24 protein-coding genes and 1 tRNA gene are annotated in these 26,150 nt (G+C 70.6%); 10 read left to right on the top strand and 15 right to left on the bottom strand.

The window, feature by feature from the left end; translation table 11 throughout:
* Positions 1–16: 16 nt before the first annotated feature.
* From AC0VY3_RS35850 to AC0VY3_RS35810, 9 genes are all read right to left on the bottom strand, one after another.
* The gene (locus AC0VY3_RS35850; protein WP_103508926.1) at positions 17–832 is read right to left on the bottom strand and encodes an HAD family hydrolase; all 816 of its coding nucleotides are present in this window, start codon (positions 830–832) and stop codon (positions 17–19) included.
* Positions 829–2,106, bottom strand: a complete 1,278-nt coding sequence (gene serS, locus AC0VY3_RS35845) for a serine--tRNA ligase (RefSeq protein WP_103508927.1) — start codon at positions 2,104–2,106, stop codon at positions 829–831. The genes AC0VY3_RS35850 and serS overlap by 4 nt, the downstream gene beginning before the upstream one ends.
* Positions 2,107–2,742: 636 nt before the next feature.
* The gene (gene pheA, locus AC0VY3_RS35840; protein ID WP_103508928.1) at positions 2,743–3,678 is read right to left on the bottom strand and encodes a prephenate dehydratase; all 936 of its coding nucleotides are present in this window, start codon (positions 3,676–3,678) and stop codon (positions 2,743–2,745) included.
* Between the two features lie 190 nt (positions 3,679–3,868).
* Entirely contained in the window at positions 3,869–5,194 is a 1,326-nt protein-coding gene (gene efeB, locus AC0VY3_RS35835; RefSeq protein WP_475551594.1) for an iron uptake transporter deferrochelatase/peroxidase subunit, read from the bottom strand.
* 5 nt (positions 5,195–5,199) lie between these two features.
* Entirely contained in the window at positions 5,200–7,110 is a 1,911-nt protein-coding gene (locus AC0VY3_RS35830) for a copper resistance CopC/CopD family protein (protein WP_475551593.1), read from the bottom strand.
* Positions 7,111–7,122: 12 nt separating this feature from the next.
* On the bottom strand, positions 7,123–7,584 hold the full coding sequence (locus AC0VY3_RS35825) for a copper chaperone PCu(A)C (protein ID WP_103511464.1): 462 nt from the start codon (positions 7,582–7,584) through the stop codon (positions 7,123–7,125).
* Complete coding sequence (locus tag AC0VY3_RS35820) at positions 7,581–8,240, bottom strand: SCO family protein (RefSeq protein ID WP_103511463.1); 660 nt, start codon at positions 8,238–8,240, stop codon at positions 7,581–7,583. The genes AC0VY3_RS35825 and AC0VY3_RS35820 overlap by 4 nt, the downstream gene beginning before the upstream one ends.
* Positions 8,241–8,284: 44 nt before the next feature.
* Positions 8,285–9,031 (bottom strand): YcnI family copper-binding membrane protein, encoded by a 747-nt coding sequence (locus AC0VY3_RS35815; RefSeq protein WP_475551592.1) that lies wholly within the window; start codon positions 9,029–9,031, stop codon positions 8,285–8,287.
* A 150-nt stretch (positions 9,032–9,181) separates the two neighbouring features.
* Complete coding sequence (locus tag AC0VY3_RS35810; protein WP_475551591.1) at positions 9,182–10,048, bottom strand: hypothetical protein; 867 nt, start codon at positions 10,046–10,048, stop codon at positions 9,182–9,184.
* Between the two features lie 318 nt (positions 10,049–10,366).
* On the opposite strand from AC0VY3_RS35810, the gene AC0VY3_RS35805 reads away from it, so the two are divergent.
* Positions 10,367–10,855 carry an ATP-binding protein gene (locus AC0VY3_RS35805; protein WP_103511460.1) on the top strand — a complete coding sequence of 163 codons (489 nt, stop codon included), beginning with the start codon at positions 10,367–10,369 and terminating at the stop codon, positions 10,853–10,855.
* Positions 10,856–10,904: 49 nt separating this feature from the next.
* Here the strand turns inward: AC0VY3_RS35805 and AC0VY3_RS35800 are convergent, their stop codons facing one another.
* Entirely contained in the window at positions 10,905–12,386 is a 1,482-nt protein-coding gene (locus AC0VY3_RS35800; RefSeq protein WP_103511459.1) for an aminopeptidase P family protein, read from the bottom strand.
* A gap of 146 nt (positions 12,387–12,532) precedes the next feature.
* Complete coding sequence (locus AC0VY3_RS35795; RefSeq protein ID WP_475551590.1) at positions 12,533–14,020, bottom strand: PP2C family protein-serine/threonine phosphatase; 1,488 nt, start codon at positions 14,018–14,020, stop codon at positions 12,533–12,535.
* Positions 14,021–14,669: 649 nt separating this feature from the next.
* Between AC0VY3_RS35795 and AC0VY3_RS35790 the strand changes: the two genes are divergently transcribed.
* Together AC0VY3_RS35790 and AC0VY3_RS35785 are read left to right on the top strand one after the other, a co-directional pair.
* Positions 14,670–15,413, top strand: coding sequence for a bifunctional DNA primase/polymerase (locus AC0VY3_RS35790; protein WP_103511457.1), 744 nt, complete (start codon positions 14,670–14,672; stop codon positions 15,411–15,413).
* 405 nt (positions 15,414–15,818) lie between these two features.
* Complete coding sequence (locus tag AC0VY3_RS35785) at positions 15,819–16,214, top strand: hypothetical protein (RefSeq protein WP_475551589.1); 396 nt, start codon at positions 15,819–15,821, stop codon at positions 16,212–16,214.
* 253 nt (positions 16,215–16,467) lie between these two features.
* Here the strand turns inward: AC0VY3_RS35785 and AC0VY3_RS35780 are convergent, their stop codons facing one another.
* From AC0VY3_RS35780 to AC0VY3_RS35770, 3 genes are all read right to left on the bottom strand, one after another.
* Positions 16,468–17,433 (bottom strand): DUF5926 family protein, encoded by a 966-nt coding sequence (locus AC0VY3_RS35780; RefSeq protein ID WP_103511455.1) that lies wholly within the window; start codon positions 17,431–17,433, stop codon positions 16,468–16,470.
* A 116-nt stretch (positions 17,434–17,549) separates the two neighbouring features.
* Positions 17,550–18,227 (bottom strand): ATP-binding protein, encoded by a 678-nt coding sequence (locus AC0VY3_RS35775; protein WP_475551588.1) that lies wholly within the window; start codon positions 18,225–18,227, stop codon positions 17,550–17,552.
* A gap of 84 nt (positions 18,228–18,311) precedes the next feature.
* A complete protein-coding gene (locus AC0VY3_RS35770; protein ID WP_181011029.1) occupies positions 18,312–19,154 on the bottom strand; it encodes a glycerophosphodiester phosphodiesterase in 843 nt (280 codons plus the stop codon).
* Between the two features lie 201 nt (positions 19,155–19,355).
* On the opposite strand from AC0VY3_RS35770, the gene AC0VY3_RS35765 reads away from it, so the two are divergent.
* Positions 19,356–21,098, top strand: coding sequence for a S1C family serine protease (locus AC0VY3_RS35765; RefSeq protein WP_475551587.1), 1,743 nt, complete (start codon positions 19,356–19,358; stop codon positions 21,096–21,098).
* 85 nt (positions 21,099–21,183) lie between these two features.
* Positions 21,184–21,270: transfer RNA gene (locus AC0VY3_RS35760), tRNA-Ser, on the top strand.
* A 163-nt stretch (positions 21,271–21,433) separates the two neighbouring features.
* On the opposite strand, the gene AC0VY3_RS35755 is transcribed toward AC0VY3_RS35760, so the two are convergent.
* On the bottom strand, positions 21,434–22,189 hold the full coding sequence (locus tag AC0VY3_RS35755; protein WP_475551586.1) for a GntR family transcriptional regulator: 756 nt from the start codon (positions 22,187–22,189) through the stop codon (positions 21,434–21,436).
* A gap of 78 nt (positions 22,190–22,267) precedes the next feature.
* On the opposite strand from AC0VY3_RS35755, the gene AC0VY3_RS35750 reads away from it, so the two are divergent.
* The 5 genes from AC0VY3_RS35750 (at position 22,268) to AC0VY3_RS35730 (ending at position 26,033) form a co-directional block, all read left to right on the top strand.
* Positions 22,268–22,546 (top strand): hypothetical protein, encoded by a 279-nt coding sequence (locus AC0VY3_RS35750; protein ID WP_475551585.1) that lies wholly within the window; start codon positions 22,268–22,270, stop codon positions 22,544–22,546.
* A 526-nt stretch (positions 22,547–23,072) separates the two neighbouring features.
* On the top strand, positions 23,073–23,297 hold the full coding sequence (locus tag AC0VY3_RS35745) for a hypothetical protein (RefSeq protein WP_475551584.1): 225 nt from the start codon (positions 23,073–23,075) through the stop codon (positions 23,295–23,297).
* On the top strand, positions 23,294–24,037 hold the full coding sequence (locus AC0VY3_RS35740; RefSeq protein WP_475551583.1) for a GntR family transcriptional regulator: 744 nt from the start codon (positions 23,294–23,296) through the stop codon (positions 24,035–24,037). Before AC0VY3_RS35745 ends, AC0VY3_RS35740 begins: the two co-directional genes overlap by 4 nt.
* Positions 24,034–24,336, top strand: coding sequence for a hypothetical protein (locus AC0VY3_RS35735; RefSeq protein WP_475551582.1), 303 nt, complete (start codon positions 24,034–24,036; stop codon positions 24,334–24,336). Before AC0VY3_RS35740 ends, AC0VY3_RS35735 begins: the two co-directional genes overlap by 4 nt.
* 431 nt (positions 24,337–24,767) lie before the next feature.
* Positions 24,768–26,033, top strand: coding sequence for a TerD family protein (locus tag AC0VY3_RS35730; protein WP_475551581.1), 1,266 nt, complete (start codon positions 24,768–24,770; stop codon positions 26,031–26,033).
* The last annotated feature ends 117 nt before the right edge of the window (positions 26,034–26,150 follow it).

Here is a 26,150-nt window from a genome sequence, read left to right as displayed (position 1 = left end):
GCAGGGACTGGACGTCCTACCGGACGGCCGCCGTGCGGAGCAGTTCCTCCAGCACCACCGCGATGCCGTCGTCCTCGTTGGACGCCGTGATCTCGTGGGCGACGGCCTTCAGGTCGTCGTGGGCGTTGGCCATGGCGACGCCGTGGTGGGCCCAGCCGAACATCGGGATGTCGTTCGGCATGTCACCGAAGGCGATCGTGTCGGCGGCCTTCACGCCGAGGCGGCGGGCGGCCAGCGAAAGGCCGGTCGCCTTGCTCAGGCCCAGCGGCAGGATCTCGACCACGCCGGCCCCGGCCATGACCACGTCGACCAGGCTGCCGACGGCCGAACGCGCCGCGAACGCCAGCGCGTCGTCGTCCAGTTCCGGATGCTGTATGTAGACCTTGTTGAGCGGGGCGGTCCACATCTCGGAGGCGTCGTCCACGAAGAGGTACGGCAGCGGCCCCTCCTGGACCCGGTAGCCGGGCCCCACCAGCACCTCGCCCTCCAGCCCGTCGCGGCTGGCCGCCAGGTGCAGCGGGCCCACCTCCGCCTCGATCTTGGAGAGCGCGAGACCGGCGAGCTGCCGGTCCAGGGTCAGCGAGGTCAGCAGCTTGTGCTCGCCCGCGTGGTAGACCTGCGCGCCCTGACCGCAGACCGCGAGCCCCTCGTAACCGAGATCGTCCAGGATGTGCCGGGTCCAGGGGACCGCGCGTCCGGTGACGATGATGTGCGCGGCGCCGGCCGCGGTGGCGGCGGCCAGTGCCTCGCGGGTGCGCTCGGAGACCGTGTCGTCCTCGCGCAGCAGCGTGCCGTCGAGGTCGGTCGCGACGAGCTTGTAGGGGAAGGTCACTTGGCGACCGGTTCCAGGACCTCGCGTCCGCCCAGGTACGGACGGAGCATCTCGGGCACCCGGACCGAGCCGTCGGGGAGCTGGTGGTTCTCCAGGATCGCCACGATCGTGCGCGGTACGGCGCAGAGCGTGCCGTTCAGCGTGGCCAGCGGCTGGACCTTCTTGCCCTCGCGCATCCGGACGGACAGGCGGCGGGCCTGGAAGCCGTCGCAGTTGGACGCGGAGGTCAGCTCGCGGTACTTGCCCTGCGTCGGGATCCACGCCTCGCAGTCGAACTTCCGCGAGGCGGAGGCGCCGAGGTCACCGGTGGCGACGTCGATCACCTGGAAGGGCAGTTCGAGGGCGGTGAGCCACTGCTTCTCCCACTCCAGGAGCCTGCGGTGCTCGGCCTCGGCGTCCGCCGGGTCGACGTACGAGAACATCTCGACCTTGTCGAACTGGTGGACGCGGAAGATTCCGCGGGTGTCCTTGCCGTACGTGCCGGCCTCGCGGCGGAAGCACGGGGAGAACCCGGCGTACCGCAGGGGCAGCTTGTCGGCGTCGATGATCTCGTCCATGTGGTACGCGGCGAGGGGGACCTCGGAGGTGCCGACCAGGTAGTAGTCGTCCTTCTCCAGGTGGTACACGTTCTCCGACGCCTGGCCGAGGAAGCCGGTGCCCTCCATGGCGCGCGGGCGGACCAGCGCGGGGGTCAGCATCGGGACGAAGCCGGCCTCGGTGGCCTGGGCGATCGCCGCGTTGACGAGGGCGAGCTCCAGGAGCGCGCCGACGCCCGTGAGGTAGTAGAACCGCGAGCCGGAGACCTTGGCCCCGCGCTCCATGTCGATGGCGCCGAGCGCCTCGCCGAGCTCCAGGTGGTCCTTGGGCTCGAAGCCCTCGGCGCCGAAGTCGCGGATGGTGCCGTGGGTCTCCAGGACGACGAAGTCCTCCTCGCCGCCGACCGGCACGTCCTCGTGGACGATGTTGCCGAGCTGGAGCAGCAGCCGCTTGGCGTCCGCGTCGGCCTCGCCCTGGGCGGCGTCGGCCGCCTTGACGTCGGCCTTGAGCTGTTCGGCCTTCTTGAGGAGCTCGGTGCGCTCCTCGGGGGTGGCCTTGGGGATCAGCTTGCCGAGCGACTTCTGCTCGGCGCGGAGTTCGTCGAAGCGGACGCCGGACGACCTGCGCAGCTCGTCGGCGGAGAGCAGGGCGTCGACGAGGTCGACGTCCTCTCCACGGGCGCGCTGGGAGGCGCGAACACGGTCGGGGTCCTCACGAAGCAGGCGAAGGTCAATCACCCCCCCAGGCTACCGGTGCGCGGTTCTCGCACTCGAACCGATATTGCCGAGCGTGTCACTATGACCGAATTGCCGGAATTGATATTTCTGAGGGGGAATCGTGGACGGCGGCGGTGCCGGAGTGGGGGGAAGGGCCGTCAATAACGGTGGTTAACTCCCCTGAACAGGGCAGAAGGTGCGGCTTGCCTTGACGTACCGGCCTTGACCGGGGCGGGAGTTGGGGGCGCGTCGGCCGCTGTTGTCCACAGGGAGGGCGATGTCGGAATAGTTATCCACAGGCTGTGTGGAAGTTCTGTGGATGCCGGAGGGCATTGTTCCGGAAGTCGGGCGAAGGCCCACGGAATCTCCGGCCAAACCCGTTCCGCGCACTCATTCGGGTGGGAATTCGCCACTTCAAAGAGTTGATCAAGGTAATTGAGGTGACACGCGGCGACTCGCGTCGCCTCGCGGATCTGTGGACGGCTCTGGGGCGACTGGGTTGATTTGTCGACGATGTCGCATTGCAGTGTCGACTTGTCCCCAGGGTGAGCCCCCTTCCTGTGGATAACTCTCCGGAGTGCGTGACTATCCGTAGATCGCACCGCTGCGGAGCGCGCAAGAAGGTCGCCCCGGAGCCCGGCTACCGGAGGACTTCCGTCAGATCCGGCCGTCCTGGCTGCGCGCCAGCCAGTCGGAGGCTTCGGTGAACGCGGCGTCCGATGTGCCCGCCCGCAGCGGCCGCACCTCGTCCGGCGAGACGCCCGCCCGCGGGTAGGAACCGAGGAACCGCACCTTCGGGCTGATCCGCTTCAGCCCCATCAGGGCCTCCCCGACCCGCCGGTCCGCGATGTGCCCCTCCGCGTCCACGGCGAAGCAGTAGTTGCCGATGCCCTCACCGGTCGGGCGGGACTGGATCAGCATCAGGTTGACGCCGCGCACCGCGAACTCCTGGAGCAGCTCCAGCAGCGCGCCGGGGTGGTCGTCGCCGAGCCAGATCACCACGGAGGTCTTGTCCGCGCCGGTCGGTGCGGAGGGCCGGGCCGGTCGGCCCACCAGGACGAAGCGGGTCTGGGCGTTCTCCGCGTCATGGATCTCCGTCACCAGCGGCTCCAGGCCGTAGGTGGCGGCGGCGAACTCACCGGCGAACGCGGCGTCGTACCGCCCCTCCTGGACCAGCCGGGCCCCGTCCGCGTTGGACGCCGCCGACTCCCACAGGGCGCCCGGCAGGTTCTCCGCCATCCAGTTGCGCACCTGCGGCTGGGCGGCCGGGTGGGCGGTGACCGTCTTGACGTCCGACAGCTTGGTCCCGGGCCGTACCAGCAGCGCGAAGGTGATGGAGAGCAGCACCTCGCGGTAGATCATCAGCGGTTCCCCGCCGGCCAGCTCGTCCAGCGTCGCGGTGATGCCGCCCTCGACGGAGTTCTCGATCGGCACGAGCGCCGCCGCCGCCTCGCCGTTGCGTACGGCGTCCAGGGCGGCCGGCACGGACACCATCGGGACGAGTTCCCGGGTGGCGGCTTCCGGGAGCGTACGGAGGGCGACCTCGGTGAAGGTGCCTTCGGGGCCGAGATAGGCGTAGCGCGTGGCTGACATACGGTCACCCTAATGCGCCTCGCGAGGCCCGCCGCGCTGTCTCAGAATGCGGGCCCGAACCTCCCGGAGTGCCCCACGACTCCAGCAGCCGCTGCCCCACCACCCGCCACCGCACGGCCGACCCGCTCCAGCTCGCCGTCCACCGCCTGGCCTGGGACGAACTGCAGCGCGGCCCCACGCACTCGCCGCTCTACGACTCCAGCAGCCGCTGCCCGACGTACTCGCCCTCCGCCGCCCCGCCCGGGACCGCGAACACCCCGCTCGCCTCGTGCCGGAGGAACGGTGACAGCGCGTCGCCCCGGTCGAGCTTCCGCTGCACCGGTACGAAGCCCCGGAACGGGTCCGCCTGCCAGCAGACGAACAGCAGCCCGGCATCCGGGGTGCCGTCCTCCGCGATGCCGTCGTGGTACGAGAACGGGCGGCGCAGCATGGCGGCCCCGCCGTTCTTCTCGGGTGAGGAGATCCGGGCGTGGGCGTTGTCGGGGATCACGAGCCGGCCGTCCGGGCCCGCCTTGTCGAGGTCCATCTCCGTGGTCTCGGTGCCCCCGCTCAGCGGCGCCCCGTCCGCCTTGCGCCGCCCGATGACCCGCTCCTGGCGCTCCACCGGAAGCTTCTCCCAGTCGTCCAGGAGCATCCGGATCCGGCGGACGACGGCGTACGAACCGCCCTCCATCCACTCCTGCGGCTTCCCGGGGGAGGCGGGGACGAACACGCGCCGGTCGAAGTCCTCGTCGGCGGGCTTCGGGTTGCCGGTCCCGTCGATCTGGCCCATCAGGTTGCGGGCGGTCATCGGCCGGGCGGTGGTGCCGGGGGTGCGGTTGAAGCCGTTCATCTGCCACCGCACCCGTGCCGTGCCCGCGGCCTCCTTCTGGAGGGCCCGCAGCGCGTGGAAGGCGACCAGCGCGTCGTCCGCGCCGATCTGCGCCCACAGATCGCCGTTGGACCGCTTGGCGTCGAGTGCGTCGGCGGAGAACGCGGGCAGCGGGTCGAGCGCCGCGGGCAGCCGGTCGGCCAGACCCGTACGCGCGAAGAACGTACGGCCGAAGCCGAAGGTGACGGTCAGGGAGGACGGCCCGGCGTCCAGGGCGATCCCGGTGTCGTGCCCGGGGCCGTCCGGGCCGCCCGCCGCCGGGCGGCCCGCCATCAGCTCCTTCGCCACCGCGGACCAGCGCCGCAGCAGCGCCGCCGCCTCCTTGCGCCCCGCGCCCGCCACCAGGTCGAAGGCGACGAGATGGCCCCGGGCCTGAAGCGGAGTGGTGATCCCCGGTTGATGTTTCCCGTGAAACATCGCCTCGGTCGCCCCGACGGTCGTCAGCGCGGCCGGCTCCTCGGGGCGGGTGGCGGCGTACCCGGCGGCCCCGCCTCCGGCTCCCAGCACCAGCCCGGTGGCGCCCGCCGCGCCCGCGGTGCCCAGCAGCCGCCGCCGCGATACGCCGGTGGCGGCGGCACCGTCGCCGCCGCCCGGGGAGACGGTCGTGGCGGTCCCGTCCGGGGCCTGCTTCCTGATCTTGCTCACCGTGCTCAGCCGATCTTCGCGTTCTTGTCGATGGTGACCTGGTCGATGTCCGACGTCCGTACCGTCACGTCGATCTTCCAGTCCCCGGCCATCGGAATCTGTACCCCGCTCGCCGACCAGTGCCCCTCCGCCAGCCGGTCCGGGACGACCGGCAGTGGGCCGATGTCCTTCGACTCCAGGGTCAGGGCCAGCTTCAGCTCGGGGACGTCCATCGGCTTGCCGTCGCTGCCGTCGATCCACACATGCAGATCGTTGGAGCCGGTGCCGCCGGGTTCGATGTCGATCCGGACGGTGCCCTTGCCGTTCTGGCCGCCGGTGTCGAACGGCATGCTCAGGTTGACCGGTCCCCCGGCGGCGGGAGCGCTCGCGGACGGGGCGCCGCCCGCGGCCTCCTCCTCCGTACGGCCCGGTTCGGTGGACGTCAGCATGGTGGTGACGGCCAGCAGGACGACGGCGACGGCGGCCTCGGCCAGCACCGAGCGGCGCAGTCCGGAGCGCTCCGGGTCGGCGTCCCGTATCCGCTTCTTCTTCGTCGCGGTCACGACGGCCCGCTGCCGGGCCAGTTGCGCGGCGCGCTCGGGGTCGACATCGGCTGAGGTGCTTTCGGACTCGGGCACCTCCTCGGAAGCCTCTTCCGAAGCGGCCGCCGGGTCCGTCAGCCGCCCCGTCCAGCGCCGCGAGAACCAGGCGACCGCGAGCAGGACGCCGATCAGCGCCACCTTGAGGATCAGCAGCTGCCCGTAGCGCGTCCCGGTCAGCGCCGACCAGGAGCCGACCTGCCGCCAGGACTGGTAGATCCCGGTCGCCGCCAGGACCACGACGCTGGTGAACGCGACCGCGGAGAAGCGTCGTACGGCGGCGCTCCCGATGTCCGGGGTCCGGTACAGCGCCACCAGCAGCGAGGCGAGTCCGCCGAGCCAGGCGGCGATGGCCAGCAGATGCGCCACGTCCACCGGCATGGCGATCGACGTCTGGATGCCGGTCGAGGCGTGTTCGGACATCGCCCAGGTGGCGGCGATGCCCGCCGCGACCACGCCGCCGCCGACCGCGAGGCCGAAGGTGAGGTCCTTCTTCTCGCGCTCGTCCTCGCGCCGGGCGTATGTGCCGAACAGCACGGCGATGAAGAGCGCGGCGGCGCCCAGCAGCAGGAGGCGGGAGACGAGGGCGGCGCCGGGCTTGGTGTCCAGGACGGACTGCAGTCCGGCGAGGTCGAAGGCGTCGGCGAACTTCCCGCTGCCGGTGTACGGATGGCGCAGCAGCAGCATGGCGAGGGTCGTCGCGGTCAGTGTGAGCCAGCCGCGGACCACGAGCCGCTGCATCGGCAGGGCGGCCGCGCCGCGCTGCCAGCAGATCAGGACGAACGCGCCGCCGCCGACGAGCAGGACGAATCCGGCGTACGCGGCGTAGCGCGCGATGTCGTAGACGACGCCGACCGGGCCGCCGCCCGCCTCCTGGGTGGGCACCGCGACCGTGGTCTCGGACGGGGCGCCGATGGAGAACGTGAAGGCGCCGGAGATCGGATGGCTGTCGGCCGAGACGGCCTGCCAGGCGACCGTGTAGGTGCCGTCCGGCAGACCGGAGTGGAGCGCGACGCCGTAGCGGACGGTGCCGCCCTCGGAGAGGTCCTTCGGCTCGGCCTCGGTGTCGGCGCGCTTGCCGCTGGGGTCGAGGACCCGGATGGAGTCGTCGCCCACGGCGATGGCCTCGGAGAAGCTGAGGGTGACCTCCTTGGGCGCGGTGCCCACCACCGCCCCGTCCTGCGGGTCGCTCCCGGTGAGGGCGGCGTGCGCGGACGCCGGGCCCGCGCCGGCCAGCAGCAGCCCGAACACCAGGCTGATCAGCGCGGCGAGGAGCGCGGCGGCGGCGACAGGCCGTCGTGTCGGGGACGGTCCGGGGTACGGGGCGGTGGCAGACATCGCTTCAGTCCCTCACTGCTTCTTCGGGTTGTGGGTGGTTTCCTTCACCGGCAGGTCGACCGTGATGGGGTCGGCCTTCTCGAAGTGCAGCTCGACGGAGACCTTCTCGCCCTGCTTGGGCTTCTGCTTGAGCTTCATGAACATGATGTGGTTGCCACCGCGTTCGAGATCGAGCTCGCCGTTCGCGGGCACCTCGAACGAGGAGACCTCGCGCATCTTCTGGTTCTTCGTCTCGTGGATCGTGACGTCGTCGGAGAGCGGACTGGTCACCGAGGTGAGCCGGTCCCCGGTACCGCCGCTGTTCTGCACGACGAGGAATCCGGCGGCCATGTCGCTGACCGGCTGGGGCATGAACGCGCCGGTGACCTTCAGCTCCGGCTCGCTGCCCGACCCGCTGTCCGACGAGCATCCGGCCAGCGTCAGCCCCGTGGTGAGGGCGAGGACGCCGGCGAGAGCCGTGCGGCGGCGGTTCACGGGGTCTCCCCCTTGATCAGCTTGGGGAGGTCCTTGGTGTACTCCTCGGCGGTGGTGTCCTCGCCGTAGAGCACGTACCCCTCGTCCGTCTTCGGGGAGAAGGCGATGACCTGGGCGCCGTGCATCGAGACGACGGTGCCGTCCTTCTCCTTCTTCGGCGCGTCGATGCCGATGCCGATCTGCCGCGCCCCGGCCTGGATGGTCGGGAAGTCGCCGGTGAGGCCGGTGAAGGTGGGGTCCTGGGCGGAGAGCCACTTGCCGAGCGAGGCGGGGGTGTCGCGCTCGGGGTCGGTGGTGACGAAGACGACCCGGAGCTTGTCCTGGTCGGCCTTGGGCAGCTCCCGCTTGGCGAGGGAGATGTTGCTCATGGTCAGCGGGCAGACGTCGGGGCAGTTCGTGTAGCCGAAGTAGATGAGGGTCGGCTTGCCCTTGGTCGCCTCGCGGAGGTCGTACTCCTTGCCGCGGGTGTCGGTGAGGACGAGGTTCGGCTTGGTGAACGGCTGGTCGAGGACGGTCGCGGCCTTGTCCTGCGGCGCGGCGCTGACGTCGGCGACGGCCGAGGAGCCCGCCTTGTCGTCACCGGAGCCGCAGGCGGAGAGGGCCAGTGCGGCCGCGGCGGCGAACGCCACGGCCGTCACTGCTTTTCTGTTGCGCATGGAAGAGGTGTCCTGAACGTGGTGCGGGTGAGGGATTCGGCCGGTCAGGCCGAGCGGCGGCGTCCGGCGAGCACGCCGAACGCGACACCGGCGACACCGATGACGATGCCGATGATGCCCAGGGTGCGGGCGGTGGTGTCGCTGGAGGAGGAGGACGCGGCGGTGCTGCTCTCCTTGGCCGAGGCCTCGGTGTCGGCGGCCTTGTGGTCGTCGGCCTCCTTGGCGTCGTCGGCCGCGCCGCCGTGGTGGTCGTCGGAGGCGGCGGTCAGCTTCAGGACCGGGGCCGGGCTGTCGGGCTCTTCGCCGCCCGCCGTGGGCTCCTCGATCCAGCGGACGACTTCCTTGTTGTCGTACGTCTGGATCGCCTTGAAGACGAGCTGGTCGGCGTCCTCGGGAAGTGCGCCGACGGAGACCGGGAACTGCTGGAAGTAGCCGGGGGCGATCTCGCTGTCGTCAGCGGTCCAGGTCACCTTGGAGACGGCCTCGGTGATCTTCTTGCCGTGCACTTCGAGGGGCTTGTCGATCTTGCTCTTGTCGATCTTGATCTTCCAGCCCGGAACGGCCTGCGGGGTGACGGAGGAGAGCGGGTGGTCGGCCGGGAAGTTCACTTCGAGCTTCACCGTCGAGGCCTGGTCGCGCTCGTTGGGGACCTTGAAGTTGAGCGTGGCGTATCCGCCCTTGGCGGCCTCGCCCACCGGCTGGACGCTGACGTGGGCGGCGGCCGGGCCGGCGATCAGCAGGACGGTGGACGCGGCGACGCCGCCGGCGAGGGCGATACGGGAAAGCTTCATGGCAGGAATCTCCACAGGGAAACGGAACACGGTGGTCCGGCGCGCGGATGCGCGGCGGCATCGCGACACCTCGCGGTGCGGTTCCGCGCGGGAGTCCGCGTGCACAGCAACGTGCGCGAACGGCCCGCGAGGCCCGGTGGAGGCGTCGCGTCAGGCTGCGAGGGCGTACGGGACCGGCGGCCCGCGCCTGATCACCAGGTGTTGCAGAGGGTCTCCGGCGGCCGGTACGGGTACGTCGTCGGAGTGCCGGGGAACGCGCTGCCCGGCCATGAGCTGCTCGCGTGCCCCGGCCCGCAGCGCGCGGACGAGGGCGAGCGCGGCCCGCAGGGACCGCAGCCGGGCCCCGGCCGCCAGCGCCTGGGCGCTGTGGGCGGAGAGCCGGGCCAGCCCGAAGAGGGCGATCTCGCCGCGGCGCAGCAGCCAGCCGGTGGCGAGCGCGGCGAGGACGTGGGCCAGGAACATCGGCAGGCTCGGCAGCATCGCGGAGACCGCGGCGCAGACCTGCTCGATGCCGGATGCGCCGTCTGTGGCCGCCGACGCGGCGTTCGCCGCTCCGGCTCCGCCGCCTGCCGCGAGATGGTCGTGGGACCCCGCGAGCGTCGACGGGTCGATGCCCGCGGAGGAGACGATGCGATGGGCGTCGGCCGCGTTCAGCCCTGCCGGCGCCTCACCGCACACGAGGCCGGCGGCGAACCGGATGAGCGGGTTGTCGCCGCCCGTGGACATGCCGTCGGCGGCCGGGGTCCTGCCGTGGCTGCCGTACGCGAAGAGCACATGCAGGAGGATCTGTCCGCCGGCCAGCGCGCCCACGATCCCCGCGAGGGAACGTTCCCGTCCGGCGAGGACGGCGGCGACGGCGAGGACGCCGAGGAATCCGGCGAGCAGGGTCCACGCGGGGACGGCCGTTCCGGCGGCGAACGCGTGCCCGGCCGCGGACAGCACGACGCAGACCGCGGTGAACACCGCGGCCCTCATGAGCCGCAGACCGGCTCCGGCGCGTGCGAGAGGCGTGGACATGGCCGGGACATCATCGCACTGCACCCCCCTCGTCCGTACGGCAGGTCCGGAAGATCAGGCTCCGTCCGCAACCGTGCTTGTTGCGCCTGTTCGCGGGGGATGTAACGGACCGGGGGCGCACACACCGCACCGGCCGGACGCGCCCCCCGGGCCACCGGGACGCGCCCTCCGGAGCCCTGCGGCCGGGCGGGTCCATACACCGGGCGGCCGAATATCCACATCCGCCGAATGAGGGCTCTCCCACCCGATCCGTGCTTACGAAGTGCCGAGGGCGGCAATACGTATCGATACGTCGAGCCGCAGCCAGGAGGCTGAAAGATGAGCATCTGGTGGTCTCTCCATTTGCGGCGCGAGGCTGCGAGCGTGCCGCTCGCCCGTCGTTTTCTGCTCGGCACCATGGAAACCGCGGGGGTGGATCCGGACATCTCCTTCGACCTGTCGGTCGCGCTCAGCGAGGCCTGTGCGAACGCCGTCGAACACGGCGGCGACCGGACGGCTCTCGGGGAGCCCGGGGATTCCGGGTGGGGACGTCCTGCAGCGGACTCCGGGCAGTACCGGGTCACGGCCTATCTGGACGGCGAGAAATGCCGTATCGAGGTCAGCGACTCGGGGCCGGGCTTTCCCGCCCGGCGCGCGCTTCGCCCAGCCGCGCATTCCCCGCAGAACGAAGCCGAGAGCGGCCGGGGTCTCGACCTCATCCAGCAGCTTTCCGACCACGTCCAGTTCGGCAACCGGCCGGGCCGCGGCGCGGTGGTGAGCTTCGACAAGGTCCTGAAATGGCGCGAGGGCGCGCTGCTCACGGTGTAGTGAGCAGCGCGCCCTCGGCGCTGGTGCGCGTGCGGATACGCGTCCGGGGTCAGCCCTTCAGCCGGGCCATCCAGGCCTCGACCTCGTCCGCCCGGCGGGGCAGCTTGTCGGAGAGGTTCCGGTTGCCGTCCTCGGTGACGAGGATGTCGTCCTCGATCCGGACGCCGATGCCCCGGTACTCCTCGGGCACGGTCAGGTCGTCGGCCTGGAAGTAGAGACCGGGCTCGACCGTCAGGCAGACGCCCGGCTCCAGCGTGCCGTTGACGTACGTCTCGGTGCGCGCGGCGGCGCAGTCGTGGACGTCCATGCCGAGCATGTGGCCGGTGCCGTGCAGGGTCCAGCGGCGCTGGAGGCCCAGCTCCAGCACCTTGTCCACGGACAGGTCGCCGAGCAGACCCCACTCGACGAGCTTCTCTGCGAGCACGCGCTGCGCGGCGTCGTGGAAGTCGCGGTAGTCGGCGCCGGGCTTCACGGCGGCGATGCCCGCCTCCTGGGCCTCGTACACCGCGTCGTAGATCTTGCGCTGCAACGGCGAGAACGTGCCGTTGATCGGCAGGGTGCGCGTCACGTCGGCGGTGTAGAGGTCGTTGGTCTCCACGCCGGCGTCCAGGAGCAGCAGCTCGCCCGCGCGGACGGCGCCGTCGTTGCGGACCCAGTGCAGGGTGGTGGCGTGCGGACCGGCGGCGCAGATCGAGCCGTAGCCGATGTCGTTGCCCTCGATGCGGGCGCGCAGGAAGAACGTGCCCTCGATGAAGCGCTCGCTGGTCGCCTCGGCCTTGTCGAGGCTCTTCACGACGTCCTCGAAGCCGCGCGCGGTGGCGTCGCACGCCTTCTGCAGCTCGGCGATCTCGAAGGCGTCCTTCACGAGGCGGGCCTCGGAGAGGTGGACGCGCAGCTCCTCGTCGCGCTCCGCGGTCACCTTGTCGGTGAGCGCGGCCTCGATGGAGGCGTCGTGGCCGCGCACGTTACGGACCGGGCCGGTGGCCTCGGTCAGCGCGGCGGCCAGCTCGCGGACGTCCTTCGCGGGGATGCCCAGCAGCTGCTCGGCCTCGGTGAGGGAGTTGCGGCGGCCCACCCACAGCTCGCCCTGGCCGTCGAGCCAGAACTCGCCGTTCTCCCGGTTGGAGCGCGGCAGCAGGTAGATGGTGGCCTCGTGGCCGGTGTCGCCGGTCGGCTCCAGGACGAGCACGCCGTCCTGGGTCTGGTCACCGGTGAGGTACGCGTACTCGGTGGAGGCGCGGAAGGCGTACTCGGTGTCGTTGGAGCGGGTCTTCAGGTTGCCCGCGGGAATGACCAGGCGCTCGCCGGGGAAGCGGGCTGAGAGCGCGGCGCGCCGGGCGGCGGTGTGCTCGGCCTGGGCGATCGGCTGGAGGTCGTGCAGTTCCGTGTCGGCCCAGCCCGACTTCATGTTGTCGGCGAGCTCGTCGGAGACGGCCGGGTACAGGCCGTTCTTCCGCTGCTTGACCGGTTCCGCCGTTTCGTTCTCTTCGGTCTCCTGCTCCGGGTTCTCCGGAATGAGCTCCTCAGACACGATTTGTCTCTCCTTGATACGACACTGGACCATCACCCATCGTACGGGCGTACGGAAGGGGGCCCAGGGCCGAAGGACCTGTTACCGGAGAGAGCTGTCGACACCGGTGAAGGCGGGCGGTCGAGGTGGGCGGCCGAGCCGGTCGGTCAGTCGAAGTGGGCGGCGAGGATCACGACGTCCTCGGCGGAATCGGTCCGGTCGAGGCCGTCGGGGAGCATCGTGCGCAGGACGTGATCGGCGACGCCCGCAGGATCGTTCCGGCCCGCCTTCGGGACGGAAGCGGCGGCGGAGTGCAGCCGGGCGAAGGCGCGGTCCATCGGGTCCCCGGTGCGGCGCAGCAGCCCGTCCGTGTAGAGCAGCACCGTTTCTCCGGGCGCGGGGCTGAACTCCACGCTCGGCGCCTCCCAGCAGGCGAGCATCCCCAGCGGGGCGGAGAGCGTGGTCTCGACGAACTCGCAGCGCCGCTCGCCCAGCACCAGCGGCGGGGTGTGCCCGGCCCCGGCCAGCACGACCTTGCGGGCAGCGGGCTCGCAGTAGGCGAACAGGGCGGTCGCGGTCCGCGCGGGTTCGGTGAGCCGCAGCAGCAGTTCCAGGTCGGAGAGTACGGCGACGGGGTCCTCGCCCTCCATCACGGCGTACGCCCGCAGGCTGGCGCGCAGCCGGCCCATGGCGGCCATGGCGCTCGGCCCGGATCCGCCGACGGAGCCGACGGCGAGGCCGAGCGCGCGGTCGGGCAGCGGCAGCGCGTCGTACCAGTCGCCGCCGCCCCGGGGGCCGGTGCGGTGCCGGGCGGCGAGCTGGACGCCGGAGATCCGGGGCAGCCGGCTGGGCAGCAGCTCCTCGGCGACTGCGGCGACGTCCGCGCGGGCCCGCTCCAGCTCGATCAGCCGGGCCAGGTGCTCGGTGGCGTAGCGGGCGTAGAGGCCGGCGAGGTGGCGCTGTTTCTGTGCGGGCTCGGCCGGTTCGTCGTAGAGCCAGACGGCCGCGCCGAGACGGCCGGCCGCCTCGGAGAAGAGCGGGAGGGCGTAGCTCGCGGCGTAACCGAGCCGGACGGCCACCTCGCGGTGCCGGGGATCCAGGTCCTGCTCGCCGAGCAGGTCGGGGCTGGCGACCCCGTCGGCGGTGCCCGGCGCGCCGTCGAGGACGCGGCCGAGGGCGGTGGCCGCGCGGGGCACGGTCTCGATGTGTCCGAGCTCGGCGTGGGAGAGGCCGAGGCCGAGGGTGGCGGAAGGGCCTTCGCCGTGCGCCGGTTCCAGAGCGAGAAGCCCGCGGCGGGCGCCGACGAGGGCGGCTCCGGCGCGCAGCAGCTCGTTCAGGGCATCGTCGAGGGTGCTCGTACCGGCCAGCCGCTCGGTGAGTTCGTGGAGGGTGGTGAGGTCCGAGACCCAGCCCGCCAGCCGGTCCTGGATGAAGGCTCCGGGCGGTCCCGGGACCTCCGTCAGAGGAGCGGGAGTGTGCGTTGAAACCGGATCCTCTGGATCGATTCCAGCCACTTTCGGCAGGTGTGGGGCGCTCATGGCAGCCAGCTTTCCGACCGGTGCGATTCGTCGAATAGCATCGCAAACCCCCATGTGATTCTGCGCCACTATCAATGCATCCACATGTACACGCACAAGTAACCCGATGTCCAGCATTGTCCCTTCGGGAGCCGGGCGATTCGTGCCCTCCCAGTGTCGGTTAACTTGGCCAAAAAATGCACCCTATGGACGCTATTTACGATCGACTGGGGCTGCTCAACAGGGGTACCTCCGGGGTCAAGTCGCCGGAGGAGCGTCATTCCGGGCATGCTGGGTACGTAAACGGTGATGCGCGGGTGCGGTTGTGATCGCCAAGGAACCCGGCAGCGGGTTCCGGCGTCCTTACCCGTGAAGGTGACGCCCCGCCCCGGACGGCGGGGTTCCCACCGGCGACGGCGGGCGAGGCAGATGCCACCCTCGCCCAGCGACCGCCGGCCCGGCTCGACCCGCTCGGTTCGACCCGCACGACTCCGCCAGGGCAGCACGACCCGCTCGGTCAGTTCGATCCGCTCGGTCCGTTCGGCCCCGTTCGGTTCGACTCCGCTCGACTCTGCTCGATTCGGCTCTGTTCCACCCCAGATCGGTTCTTGATCGGTTCTATTCGGATCGGTTCCACTCGGCTCGGCTCGGCTCACGCTCGGTATCGACGGCACGCCCGTACCGCAGAACTGATGAGCACGTACGCACAGCGAAGAGATACGCACGTGGTGTCACGCACGCGTGCTGTCATGTGGACTCGGCGTTCAACGGAAAGGAACGAGCGCTCATGCGCGAGATCCTCGGAAGGCGACGCAGGCTCCGGCTCCGGCGCAAGGAGGGGACCGCCCGGCTCGACGCGGCCCTGACCTGCGCCACCGTATGGCAATGGCCCGTGGTCCCCGGAGTGGGGACGGCGCGGGCCAACCCGGACGGCGAGAGCGGCGGCCTCGGCTGCGCCTGCCCCGAACCCGACTGCGCCGTACCGGGCGCACACCCCTTCGAGCCCGGCCTGCTGGCGGCCACCACGGACGAGCGCATGGTGCGCTGGTGGTGGGCCAACCGCCCCGCCGCGCCCGTGATGCTGGCGACCGGCGGCCGGGCGCCCTGCGCGGTGAGCCTGCCCGCCGTGGCCGCCGCCAGAGCGCTGAGCGCCCTCGACGTCCTCGGCATGCGGCTCGGCCCCGTGGTGGCGACGCCCACCCGATGGTCGCTGCTGGTGGCCCCGTACTCCCTGGAACGGCTCGGCGAACTGCTGTACGCGAAGGACTGGGTGCCCAGCTCGCTCCGGTTCCACGGCGAGGGCGGCTACCTCGTCCTGCCGCCGTCCCGTACCGGCGCGGGCCAGGTCCGCTGGGAACGGCCCCCCGCACCGCTCGGCGCCTCCGCCGCCGCCCCGGTGTCCCGAGGGCGGACGAAGGGCGAGGCCCCGGCGGCCGCGGCGCCCTGGCTCCCGGACGTCGAAGCGGTCCTGGACGCCCTGGTCGAGGCGAGCACCGGCGCCCCGGGCGGCGGTAGCCGGCTCGCCCACTGACGCCTCGGGACCGGAAGGGCAGGTGTCCGGCTCACTCGAACGGGTGTGAGCCGGACCGGATCCGCGGTAAACGGGTGCCGGGCGGCCCGGCGGCGCGCATTCTGCCGATATCGTCGCCCCGTCCTCAGGAATTCCGCGCAGTCGCCAGGTGGGGCCACCATGAATCTCCGCATGATCGGTCTCACGGGAGCCGTGGTGTTCGGGTGTCTCGTCCCGCTGGTCGCTTCCGCGGATCCCGTCGTCGACCCGTCCTTTGACCCGGCCTTTGGTCCATCCGCTGCACCGGCCGACGCGAAATCATCTGGCGGATCGCCAGAAATGCTCAGGCCAAAGGTTTCTGATGGTCTATCCGGCGAAGGCACTGCCGACGCGCATTCTTCGACCTTGCCGAAATCGCCGTCGAGAATGAGCGCGGAAGCCGGTTCACCGCCCGAGTTTGATCGTACGGGCGCGGTGGCGCGGTGCGGCCCCGAGCTGGTCGCACCGGAGGGCGTCGAGGCGCAGACCTGTGTGATGACCCAGGACGGCGAGAGCTGGGCGCGTACGTACTACCGGAACGCGACCGGTGAGGAACTCCGGTCCGTCCTCACGCTGATGGGCCCGGCCGGACGGACCGTGCAGCTGCACTGCGCGCCGGCCGCGCACGACGAGCCCGGTGTCTGCGAGACGCCGCGCATCCCCACCTCGGGCGCGTTGCGGTCCACGACGGCGGTCGCGGAGTTCATGGGCGCGGGGCCGGCGGACGAGGTGCCGCTGCTGCTGCGCGCCGGATCCGAGCGTGCACCGCGCGCCGAGGACTGACCGGGGCGGGCCAAGAGGGGTGCGAGGGGGGCGTACGGTCGCCGCGCCCGGGGGTGTCTACAGGGCGGGCCGCAGCCGGAAACGAGGACGCCCGGTCGCTGGCGACGGGGGATGCACCAGCGACCGGGCTTCTAGAACCGTAACAAGAGATCTGCCGTTCGCAAATTCGATCTCGCCTGTAGGGACGCCGATTTACTTACGAGTACGGCGAGTTGTGACGCGGGTCACCGTCTGCGGCGCCCGGTCGTCACTGTCAGCTGAGGGTCACCTGGCGGTTGGTGAGACCGCCCCGGGCGCGGCGTTCCTCGGCGGTGAGCGGGGCGTCGGACGCGAGCGCCGTCGCCAGTCGCTCGGCGAACGCGACGGCGGGCTTCTCGCACGCCTCGGCGCCCATCGAGCTCGGCAGGTCCCAGACGGGGACGACGAGCCCGTGCGCCCGGAACGAGCCGACCAGACGGGTGTCGTCGCCGAGCGAGGAGGTGCCCGCGGCGTGCAGCCGGGCGAGCGCGTCGAGGAGCTGCTCCTCGGGGTGCGGCATGACCCAGCGCAGATGGTTCTTCTCCGGGGTCTCGCACCAGTACGCGGCGTCGACTCCGGACAGCAGGGTCGTCGGGATCGCGGCGGCGTTCGCGCGCTCCAGCGATGCGGACACCTCCGGCGTGGCGTTCTCCGCGTCCGGCACCCAGAACTCGAACCCGGAGTGCACGTCCGGCTCGAAAGCGGCGTCCGGGGCGAGGAGGTCCTGGAGGCGCGGACCGTCGGCCGGTACGCGGCGGGCGGCGACCGGGGAGCCGGGCTCGGCCTCCAGGGCGCGCTGGAGGGTGTCCGCGAGGTCGCGGCTGAGGTCACCGGAGGAGGTGTCGTTCTGCAGGGCGAGCAGGACGGAACCGTCGTCGCGGCGCAGCGCGGGCCAGGCCATCGGCAGAACCGTGGCGAGCGTCACCGACGGAACTCCCTCGGGCAGCCCGTCCTTGAGGGTCAGCTCGACCGTGGCGGCGGGCACCAGCTCGCGCAGCGCGACCCAGTCGCACTCGCCCGCGAGTCCCTCGAAGGGGCGGTGCACGAGCTCGGTCACGGCCTGGGCGGCGGCGCGTCCGTGACACGCCTTGTAACGACGGCCCGATCCGCACGGGCAGGGCTCACGGGCCCCGACGACCGGAATCTCACCGTCCTTGAGCTGCTGCTTCCCGGCCTTGGACTGAGGGCGCTTCTTGGCCATGGTGGGCATTCTCCCGATTGCGACAGTGCGGACTCGGCGCGAGCCTAGCCGCCCGGGGAGCCCTGCCCCGCCCACGTACGCGCGGAGCCCTGTGCGCTCCGGCTGTGCGCCGGCTCTCAGCCCACGTCGTCGAAGGCCTCGGAGAAGTCCAGGCCCTCGAACCCGGTGAGCCCGCCGGCCCCGTTCGCACGCACGCCGTTCGCGTCGGAGCCGTTCCCATTGCTGCTGCTGCTGCTGCCGCTGCCGCTGCCGCCGATGCCGGGCGGCTTCTTCGCGGAAACCAGGGCCCAGACGGTGACTTCGCCGGAGGAGTCGTCCCGTACGCCCCACTCCTGGGCCAGGGCGCTGATGATGTTGAGCCCCCGGCCGCCGCGTGCCGTCACCGAAGGGGTGGACGGAACCGGCCTGGTCGGGCCTCCGCCGTCCGTGACCTCCACGGTGAGCGCGCCGCCGGTGTCCACCCGCCAGGCGGCGCGGATGTCGCCGTCGCCGACGTCGGTCTGCCGGCCGAGCGGCCTGCCGTGCCGGCAGGCGTTGCTGAGAAGTTCGGAAAGGATCAGAACAGCGTCGTCGACGACCGCGTCCGACACCCCGTTGCCGCGCAACTGCTCACGCATCCGGTGTCGTGCCTGCCCCACGCCGGCAGGGCCATGAGGAATGGCCATGCTCGACGACGCGGGCACCTCTTGTGCCACCACCAACGCCACCCCCGAGACCTCCTTTGCCCCACGCCACGGGTTGGATGCCCCACGGGGCTGGACCGGAAACCGGCCAATGCGCTGCCGGTGACGCACTCGTAACGATCGGACGCGCAGCGAATGCGCCGGTGCACACCCCGTAACGGCCGAGGTCGGAGGCTTGGCGGGCCCTTATCCGTACTAAATGCGGCCGAGTTGGGACAGAACCTGCTTCGGGCGGTTGGTGATGATCGCCTCGACGCCGAGTTCGGCGCACAGCTCGACGTCGGCCGGTTCGTTCACGGTCCACACGTGCACCCGGTGCCCCGCCCGGTGCAGCCGTTCGATGTATCCGGGGTGGCCGCGCACGATCCGCATGCCGGGCCCCGCGATCCGGGCCCCGGCGGGCAGCCGCCCGTCGCGCATCCGGGGCGAGACGAACTGCATCAGATAGACCGTGGGCAGCGTCGGCGCGGCCGCCTGGACGCGGTGGAGGGAGCGGGCGGAGAAGCTCATGACGCGGATGGGCGAGGGGGAGGGGTCGTCGGCGGGCGGATCGGCCAGCCCGAAGCGGTTCAGCAGCTGCAGCAGCCGCTCCTCGACCTGTCCGGCCCACCGGGTGGGGTGCTTCGTCTCGATGGCCAGCTGCAGTTGCCGCCCGGTGGCCCGTACCTCGGTGAAGAGCTCCAGCAGCCGTTCCAGGGTGAGTACGGAGGTGAGCTCGCCCGGCACCGGATCCCAGTCGGGCGACTCCTCGCGGTCCTTCCAGGAGCCGAAGTCGAGGGCGGCGAGGTCGGCGAGCTCCAGGGCCGACACGGCGCCGCGTCCGTTGGACGTACGGTTCACCCGCCGGTCGTGGACGCAGACGAGCTGGCCGTCGGCGGTGAGCCGGACATCGCATTCCAGTGCGTCGGCACCGTCCTCGATCGCCTTGCGGTAGGCGGCCAGGGTGTGCTCGGGGGCGTCGTCGGAGGCCCCGCGGTGGGCGATGACCTGGATGGAGGTGTGCGCGCTGCGCTGCCGTGCGTGGGTCACCCGCGCCATGGTGTCACCGCCGCGGGGGTGGCTGAGCACATGTCACCCTGGAGGTCTGTTTTGTCGGATGTAAAGATTGGTGTGCGGATGCACAGGTCCTGCTTACAGTGGCCCGACGTGTTGTGGGAAAAGCTGACCGTAGACACGTGCACAGCGGATTTCTTGCCGAACGCCGACTGGATGCCGAGTGGAACCGAGGAGTAAAGAGCTGTGAGCACCGAGAACGAGGGCAACGAGGACCACGCGGTACCGGCCGTGCCGCCCGTTCCGTCAGCACCTCCCGTGCCGGCCGACACTCCTGAACAGGCGACCGGCAGAGCCACGCCGCCGCCGCCGGCGGCCCCGGCCCCGGCCGCAGCCCAGGACGTCACGCACGGGACGGCACCCGAGACGGCGCCCGACCCCGCGCAGGACACCGCACGCCTTCCCGTGCACGAGACCGACGCGCCGGAGACCACCCCGCGCGCCCCCGGTGCGGGCGTCCCGGCGCACGCCGAAGCGCCGCGCCACAACCCCACGCACCAGGGCGCTCCGGCCGCCCCAGCGTCTCCGGCCGCCCCCGCGTACGCCCAGGGCGCGCACCCGACGCCGCCGCAGCCGCCGCAGCATTCCCCGTACGGTGCGGCACCCGAGTACGGCGCGACGTCCGAACTCCCCGCGGGCGCCGCCTCATGGCCGCCGCCCCCGCCCGCGGTCCCGTCGTACGCCGGCGGGGACGCCGGTCATGCGTCCGGTCACGCGTCCGGCGGAATCGGCAACGGCAGCGGCCACGGCCCGGTCTGGGGCGCTCCGGTCCCGCCCGGCACGGACCCCGCGGGCGGCAAGAACGGCAAGAGCCGGGCCGGCGGTCTGGTGGCGGCCGTGGCCGTGGCCGCGCTCGTCGCGGGCGGCATCGGCGGCGCCCTCGGCTACTGGGCGGCCGACCGCAACGACAACGGCTCCTCCGGCAACTCGACGACCATCTCGGCGTCGGACACCCCGAGGGACCTGAAGCGTCCGGCGGGCACGGTGGCCGGAGTCGCGGCGAAGGCGCTCCCCAGCGTGGTCACCATCGACGCGCAGGGCGGCGACGGCGAGGGCGGCACGGGCACCGGCTTCGTGTACGACAAGGAAGGCCACATCCTCACCAACAACCACGTGGTGGCCTCCGCCGCGGAGTCCGGCGAACTGTCGGCGACCTTCTCCGACGGAAAGAAGTACGCCGCCGAGGTGGTCGGCCGGGCGCAGGGCTACGACGTGGCGGTCCTGAAGCTGAAGAACCCGCCCGCGGGCCTGACGCCGCTCCCGCTCGGCAACTCGGAGAGCGTGGCGGTCGGCGACTCGACGATCGCGATCGGCGCGCCGTTCGGCCTGTCCAACACGGTCACCACGGGCATCATCAGCGCGAAGAACCGCCCGGTGGCCTCCGGGGACGGCCAGAGCAACAAGAACTCCTACATGAGCGCCCTGCAGACCGACGCCTCGATCAACCCGGGCAACTCCGGCGGCCCGCTGCTGGACGCGACGGGCGCGGTCATCGGCATCAACTCCGCGATCCAGTCGACCGGCGGCGGCCTCGGCCAGTCCCAGGCCGGCTCCATCGGCCTCGGCTTCGCGATCCCGATCAACCAGGCCAAGAACGTCGCCGAGCAGCTGATCAAGACCGGCAAGCCGGTCTACCCGGTGATCGGCGCGACGGTGACGATGGAGGAGAAGACGGGCGGCGCGGCCATCTCCGCGGAGGGCGCGGGCGGCACCCCCGCCGTCACCCCGGACGGCCCGGCGGCCAAGGCGGGCCTCAGGGCGGGCGACGTGATCACGAAGTTCAACGACACCGTGATCGACAGCGGCCCGACCCTGATCGGCGAGATCTGGACCCGCAAGCCGGGCGAGAAGGTCACCCTGACGTACGAGCGCGACGGCAAGACGGCCACGGCCGAAGTCACCCTGGGCCAGCGCGAGGGCGACAGCTGACCGGCTAGGCTGTCCCACGCGTCGACCGGTCCCACCCGGGCCTGACGGCCCATCGGCTTGCACAGCGACGGGACCGCCGACGCGGGGTGGGTTGCCCGAGCGGCCTAAGGGAACGGTCTTGAAAACCGTCGTGGCAGCGATGTCACCGTGGGTTCAAATCCCACACCCACCGCAGGCGAGAGGCCCCCGACCAGTACGTATGGTCGGGGGCCTTCGCCATGCCCGCTCCCTGCCGGGCACCGCTGTTCCCCCTGGTTTCCCGCTCTGTCGGGCACGGAAGGGGCACGCGGGGGGCACGGCTGGGGCACGGCTTTGGAGCTGCCGGGGTCGGATCGTCAGCGGTTGATCGGGATCTCGTAGACGATCTCGCAGTGCGCTGCGGGCACCACGATGTCCGCTGTCTCCACGGGGCGGCCGTCGTCGCTGTAGTACGTCCGCCGGATGTGCGTCACGAGTGCGGCTTTCTGGATGCCGAGTAGCGATGCTTCTTCGGCGGTCGCGTGCCTGGGTTCGGGCTGCTCCACCGCGTGGCTGATGGTGACTCCGATCTCGGCCATGCGGTTCACGACCCCGGCCCCCGCGTGGGGCCCTCCCTCGGGGAGAACGACGAGGGTTTCGCCAGTGACGGCGTACGGCTCCCAACTCGTCGACAACTGGACTGGCTTCCCGTCCGCAAGGAACTCGTACGTCGTCCGCACGCACAGCTCGCCCTCGGCGATCCCGAGCCGCGTCGCGATCTCCGCCGGGGCAGGCACCTTCGCGTCGGTCCGGCTCTCCCAGTCGCTCTGTAGGCGAAGGGCCTTCATGTCCTGGCGGAACGGGGATCCGCTGGGCTGCTCACGCGCCGACGACCGGACGACTCTCACGCGCTCCCGGGGCTCGGCGACGTAGGTCCCCGATCCGGCCCGGCCTTCCAGCACGCCTTGGGAGATCAGCAACTCCTGTGCCCTGCGCACCACGTTCTCGCCCACGCCGCACTCCTGGCCGATCTGGGCACGGGATGGGAGGCGGTCGCCCGGTTCCCAGACGTGCTCCGCGATGCGCTGCCGGAGTTCGTCGGCGATCCGGAGGTACGGCGGTTGCTCAGACATATGGAAAATCTAGTCCACTAGCTCTAATCTAGTTAACTAGCTTCACTGAAAGTGACCGCTGGCAACGGAGGGTGCGCTGTGTCCGCTTCGGAAGTCACCGCGGCGGCCATCGCCGCCCGCTTGTCTGCCGCTGGCCTCCGCCCGCGCGTGGAGGAGGACACCCAGTTCACGACGGTCGAGGCAGAAGTACCGGACACGCTCTCCGCCGACTCATGGCGGGAGGTCCTGGACGCGGTGGCCGATGCCGATCGATTCGGGCTCGCGGCCACCAGCTTGAACGGCCGCACCTTATGGGCGGTCGTACGTAAAACGGTCCCCACGACAGGCGACGTCGGGGGACCGGGCTATCAGCGATAGGAGCTGAACAGCATGCTCAACCGTATCCGCCGAGCCATCTCGCGCACCAGAGCGCGGTGCTTCCCCAACGGTCGGCACCGCCGCCCCTTAACGCCCTCCCGGCCTCTGGTCCCTCTCACCTGCCCCGCGCCCGCTGACGCTTCGGCCGTCGGCCTTGGGAGGGCTCCGGTCGGCACGGTCCACCGGTACCCGCTGAGGGGAGAGGACGTCGAGCTTGTCCGTCCGTACCTGCTGGCGTGGGAAGAGCAGCGGGCACGGACGCGCACGGTACTCGTCGCCCCGCACCTGCCGACCGATGCCTGGTCGGGTTTCGCGGGGGCCCGATGATGCCTTCTCGCCGACAACCGCACCCAACGGGCACGGCTTCCGTCCCCTACCGCTCTATCGCCTGCTGGATCGGGACGCACCATTCCTGCATCGAGCCGTCCCCGCCTGCGACGACGGACGACGTGCCGGTGATCTACGAGGTGTGCATCTGCCCGTGCCACTCGACCTCCGACCCGTCTTTCTCCGTGCAGGTGGTGGCATGAGGGTCCCGGCCCCCGGCGGTGCACTGGTTTACCCCGTCGAAGTCACTGCGGCCACCGTGCAGCGCGGCGACATCATCCAACTCGGCGGTCAGGCCTGCCGAGTGAACGACCTCTTCCAGCTCCCCCAGGGGGCCAAGCAACTGGTCTTCGAGTCGGGCGAACTGCTGGCCATACACGCCCGCACCCGGCTCACCGCCCTGCGACTGCTGAGAAGGCGGTGACCCGCTCCGTGCACCGACGCCATCACGACATCGCCGACGACCTACGCCACCAGATCACAACGGGCAGCATCAAGCCTGGCGAACGCCTCCCGTCCGAAGCCGGCCTGGCCGCTCGGTACAGGGTCAGTACGGTGACCCTGCGGCGCGCTCTCGCCGTGCTCCAGGGTGAAGGACTCGTCGAGAAGATCCACGGCAAGGGCAACTACGTCCGTCACCCCCGCCGCAAGATCATGTACGTCGGCGGCTGGGGCACGCTGGACCCCTGGACCGCCGCTGAGCCAACGTTGCGCATCACGGTTCGCAGCACCACGGTTCCGGCCTCCGTGCACCTGACGACGCTGCTGAAAGTGCCGACGGGCAGCCCTCTCGCGGAGTACACGTGCCTCAGCCTCGAACACGGGTCACCGCACGGCCTGGCCCGCATCTACATCCCGCGCGACCTGGCCCCGGCCGGAGTCCTCGACGACGACTCCGTGTGCCAGGAGGCAGCCACGCGCTTCGCCGTCCTCGGCCCGTCGCCAGCCACCATCCGAGAGACGGTCTCCGCCCGCTCTCCCACCCCGGACGAAGCGTCGGCCCTCCGGATCGGGAACAGCATGGCTGTTCTCGCGATCACCCGCATCGCCACCGACGCCACCGGACGTGTCGTTGAAGCCGCGCTCCTGGCTTTTCCGGGAGACCGAGTCGACGCCGTCTTCACCGCCCACCACATGCTCAACGAGAGGCCAACCCAAGGATGACAACACCGAACGAGCTCCGGCTCCTCCCGTGGTCGGGCCCGGGGGACAAGCCCTGCTACCTGAGCACCGACGACCCGGACGGCTACATGTCCCGCCTCGCTGACAGCATCGAAGCGATCCAACTCGGCACGGCGACCGTCCTGGTGGAAGAGGCCTTGGAGACTCTCGACGACCGGGGCACGAACCTGACTGACCTGCGCCAGCTGGGCTACGACCTGACAGGCGCACTGAGAGACGTGCTGCGCGTCGCGGCAAGTCGCGGGCATCTTCTGATGGAGAGCGGACCTCACCGAATCTGAAGACGCGGCGGCATTACGACAGGCCGAAGGCGGCCATCCTCTGCGCGGGGAGGGGAACCTGAGCACAGCTTGGTTTCCCTCCCCGTCGCGCTTCGCCCGACACCGTGACCACCATCTGGCTCGAACCTATTGACTCTGCCTCGGATGAAGAGGCGAGACCGAACGCTACTTCTCGTGCGGGTCCATGTGGCCCCAGCGACCTGTCCCACTCGTGCCGCATGCCCATGCCCACATAGTGCTGCTTGCGCCAGAACGGCCGTTGCCGAGGTCTGATGCGGACGCAGACTGAGGAAGGCGGTCGAACGGTCAGTGCTCCCTGCCCTCTCAGGAACATGATCACCTTGGAGGCCCTCACCGCAGGAAATCACTGTTTGTCCTACACGAACCGGGTGAGGGGAGCACGATGTCCCCATCACAGTGGGAGGGCACCTATGACTACTAGTCTTGCCAAAGGCGGCAACGCTGTCTTGACCGCAGCACTCTGCCGCGTCACCCTCACCTCGCCCACTACGGGCATCGACGTATCTGCTGTGCTCCTCGGGCAGGACGGCAAGGTGCGGGGTGATGACGATCTGGTCTTCTACAACCACTCGTCGCAAGATGGGATCGTGCTGAGCGGGCAGACGGTTGTTGCGGATCTGGCCGCGGTCCCTGCGACGGTGAACCGTGTTGCAGTCGTCGCGAGCATTGACCCTGAGCTGTCGGCTACTCACTTCTATGCGAACAACACCCCTCACGCTGTCATCGAGTGTGGGAGCGCCCGGATTGCGTTTGCGCCGCCGCCACTTACGAACCGGGAAACAGTGGTCATTCTCGTTGAGCTCTACAGACGGGCAGGCGATTGGAAGGCAAGGGCGGTAGGTCAGGGGTGGGACACGGGTCTGGCCGGCCTGGCCTCTGACTTCGGCATCGTTGTAGACGACCCCGGGCCTTCCACGGCGCAATCTCCGTCTGTGGCGTCTGCGGCACACACCCGGCAGGCGGCTGCGCCGCCTCCACCCGCCTCCCCACCGAACGTGCCGCCGGGGGGTGCACCAGTCCCGCTGATGACGACACCGACTCGCTCTCTCACCCCGCTGGGCAAAGTGGCTCTCACCAAGGCCGGCCAGGCGACTATTGACATGCGCAAGGACGACCCAAGCCTTGTTGTGACGGTCACGCTCGAATGGGACGGTGGAAGCGCAACTCGAAGACAAGCTGGCGCGGACCTTGACCTGTACGCCCTTTATGTCCCTGGAAGCCTTGTCTCTCTACCTGGCAAGCGCCCGAGCAAGTCAGATCAGGTCGTCTACTACCGCCAGCTCGGATCGCCCTTCGCACCGCCCTACATTGCCCTGGACGGCGACTCCCGGGTGCCGGGCCGCGAGACGATAACGATCCGTCGCCCTGATCTTCAGGGCTACGTCCTTCTGTGTGCCTACAGCGCGGTGGAAAATGGGGCCGGTTCGTTCAAGTCCTACGGTGCCCGGGCAGTTGTCACTGACGGGCGTGGTTCCAGCGTAACGGTGCCACTGTTCAGCAACCGAAACTTGTCCTACTGGGTCGCCATCGCCTTGATCGACTTTACCGTTCCCGGCGGTGCCCAGATCCGGCATGTCGAGAAGTACAGCGGAAACCACGTCGAGGCGCGCCCCACCCTCTACTCCAACGGGAACTTTCGCATGAGCACTGGAAAGGTTGAATTCAAAACGCGATAGTCGGCAGCAAGATCAGGTCCGCCGCTGTGCTTTCCAACTGACCGTGGCTGACCGCTCGATCTGGAACGGGACCGGCGCGTAACCTCACAGCTCAACTCGCTCCTTCGCAACGTCCTC

This window comes from Streptomyces sp. iso_384 (genome assembly GCF_056172905.1).
This window is presented reverse-complemented; position numbering and strand designations above follow the sequence as displayed.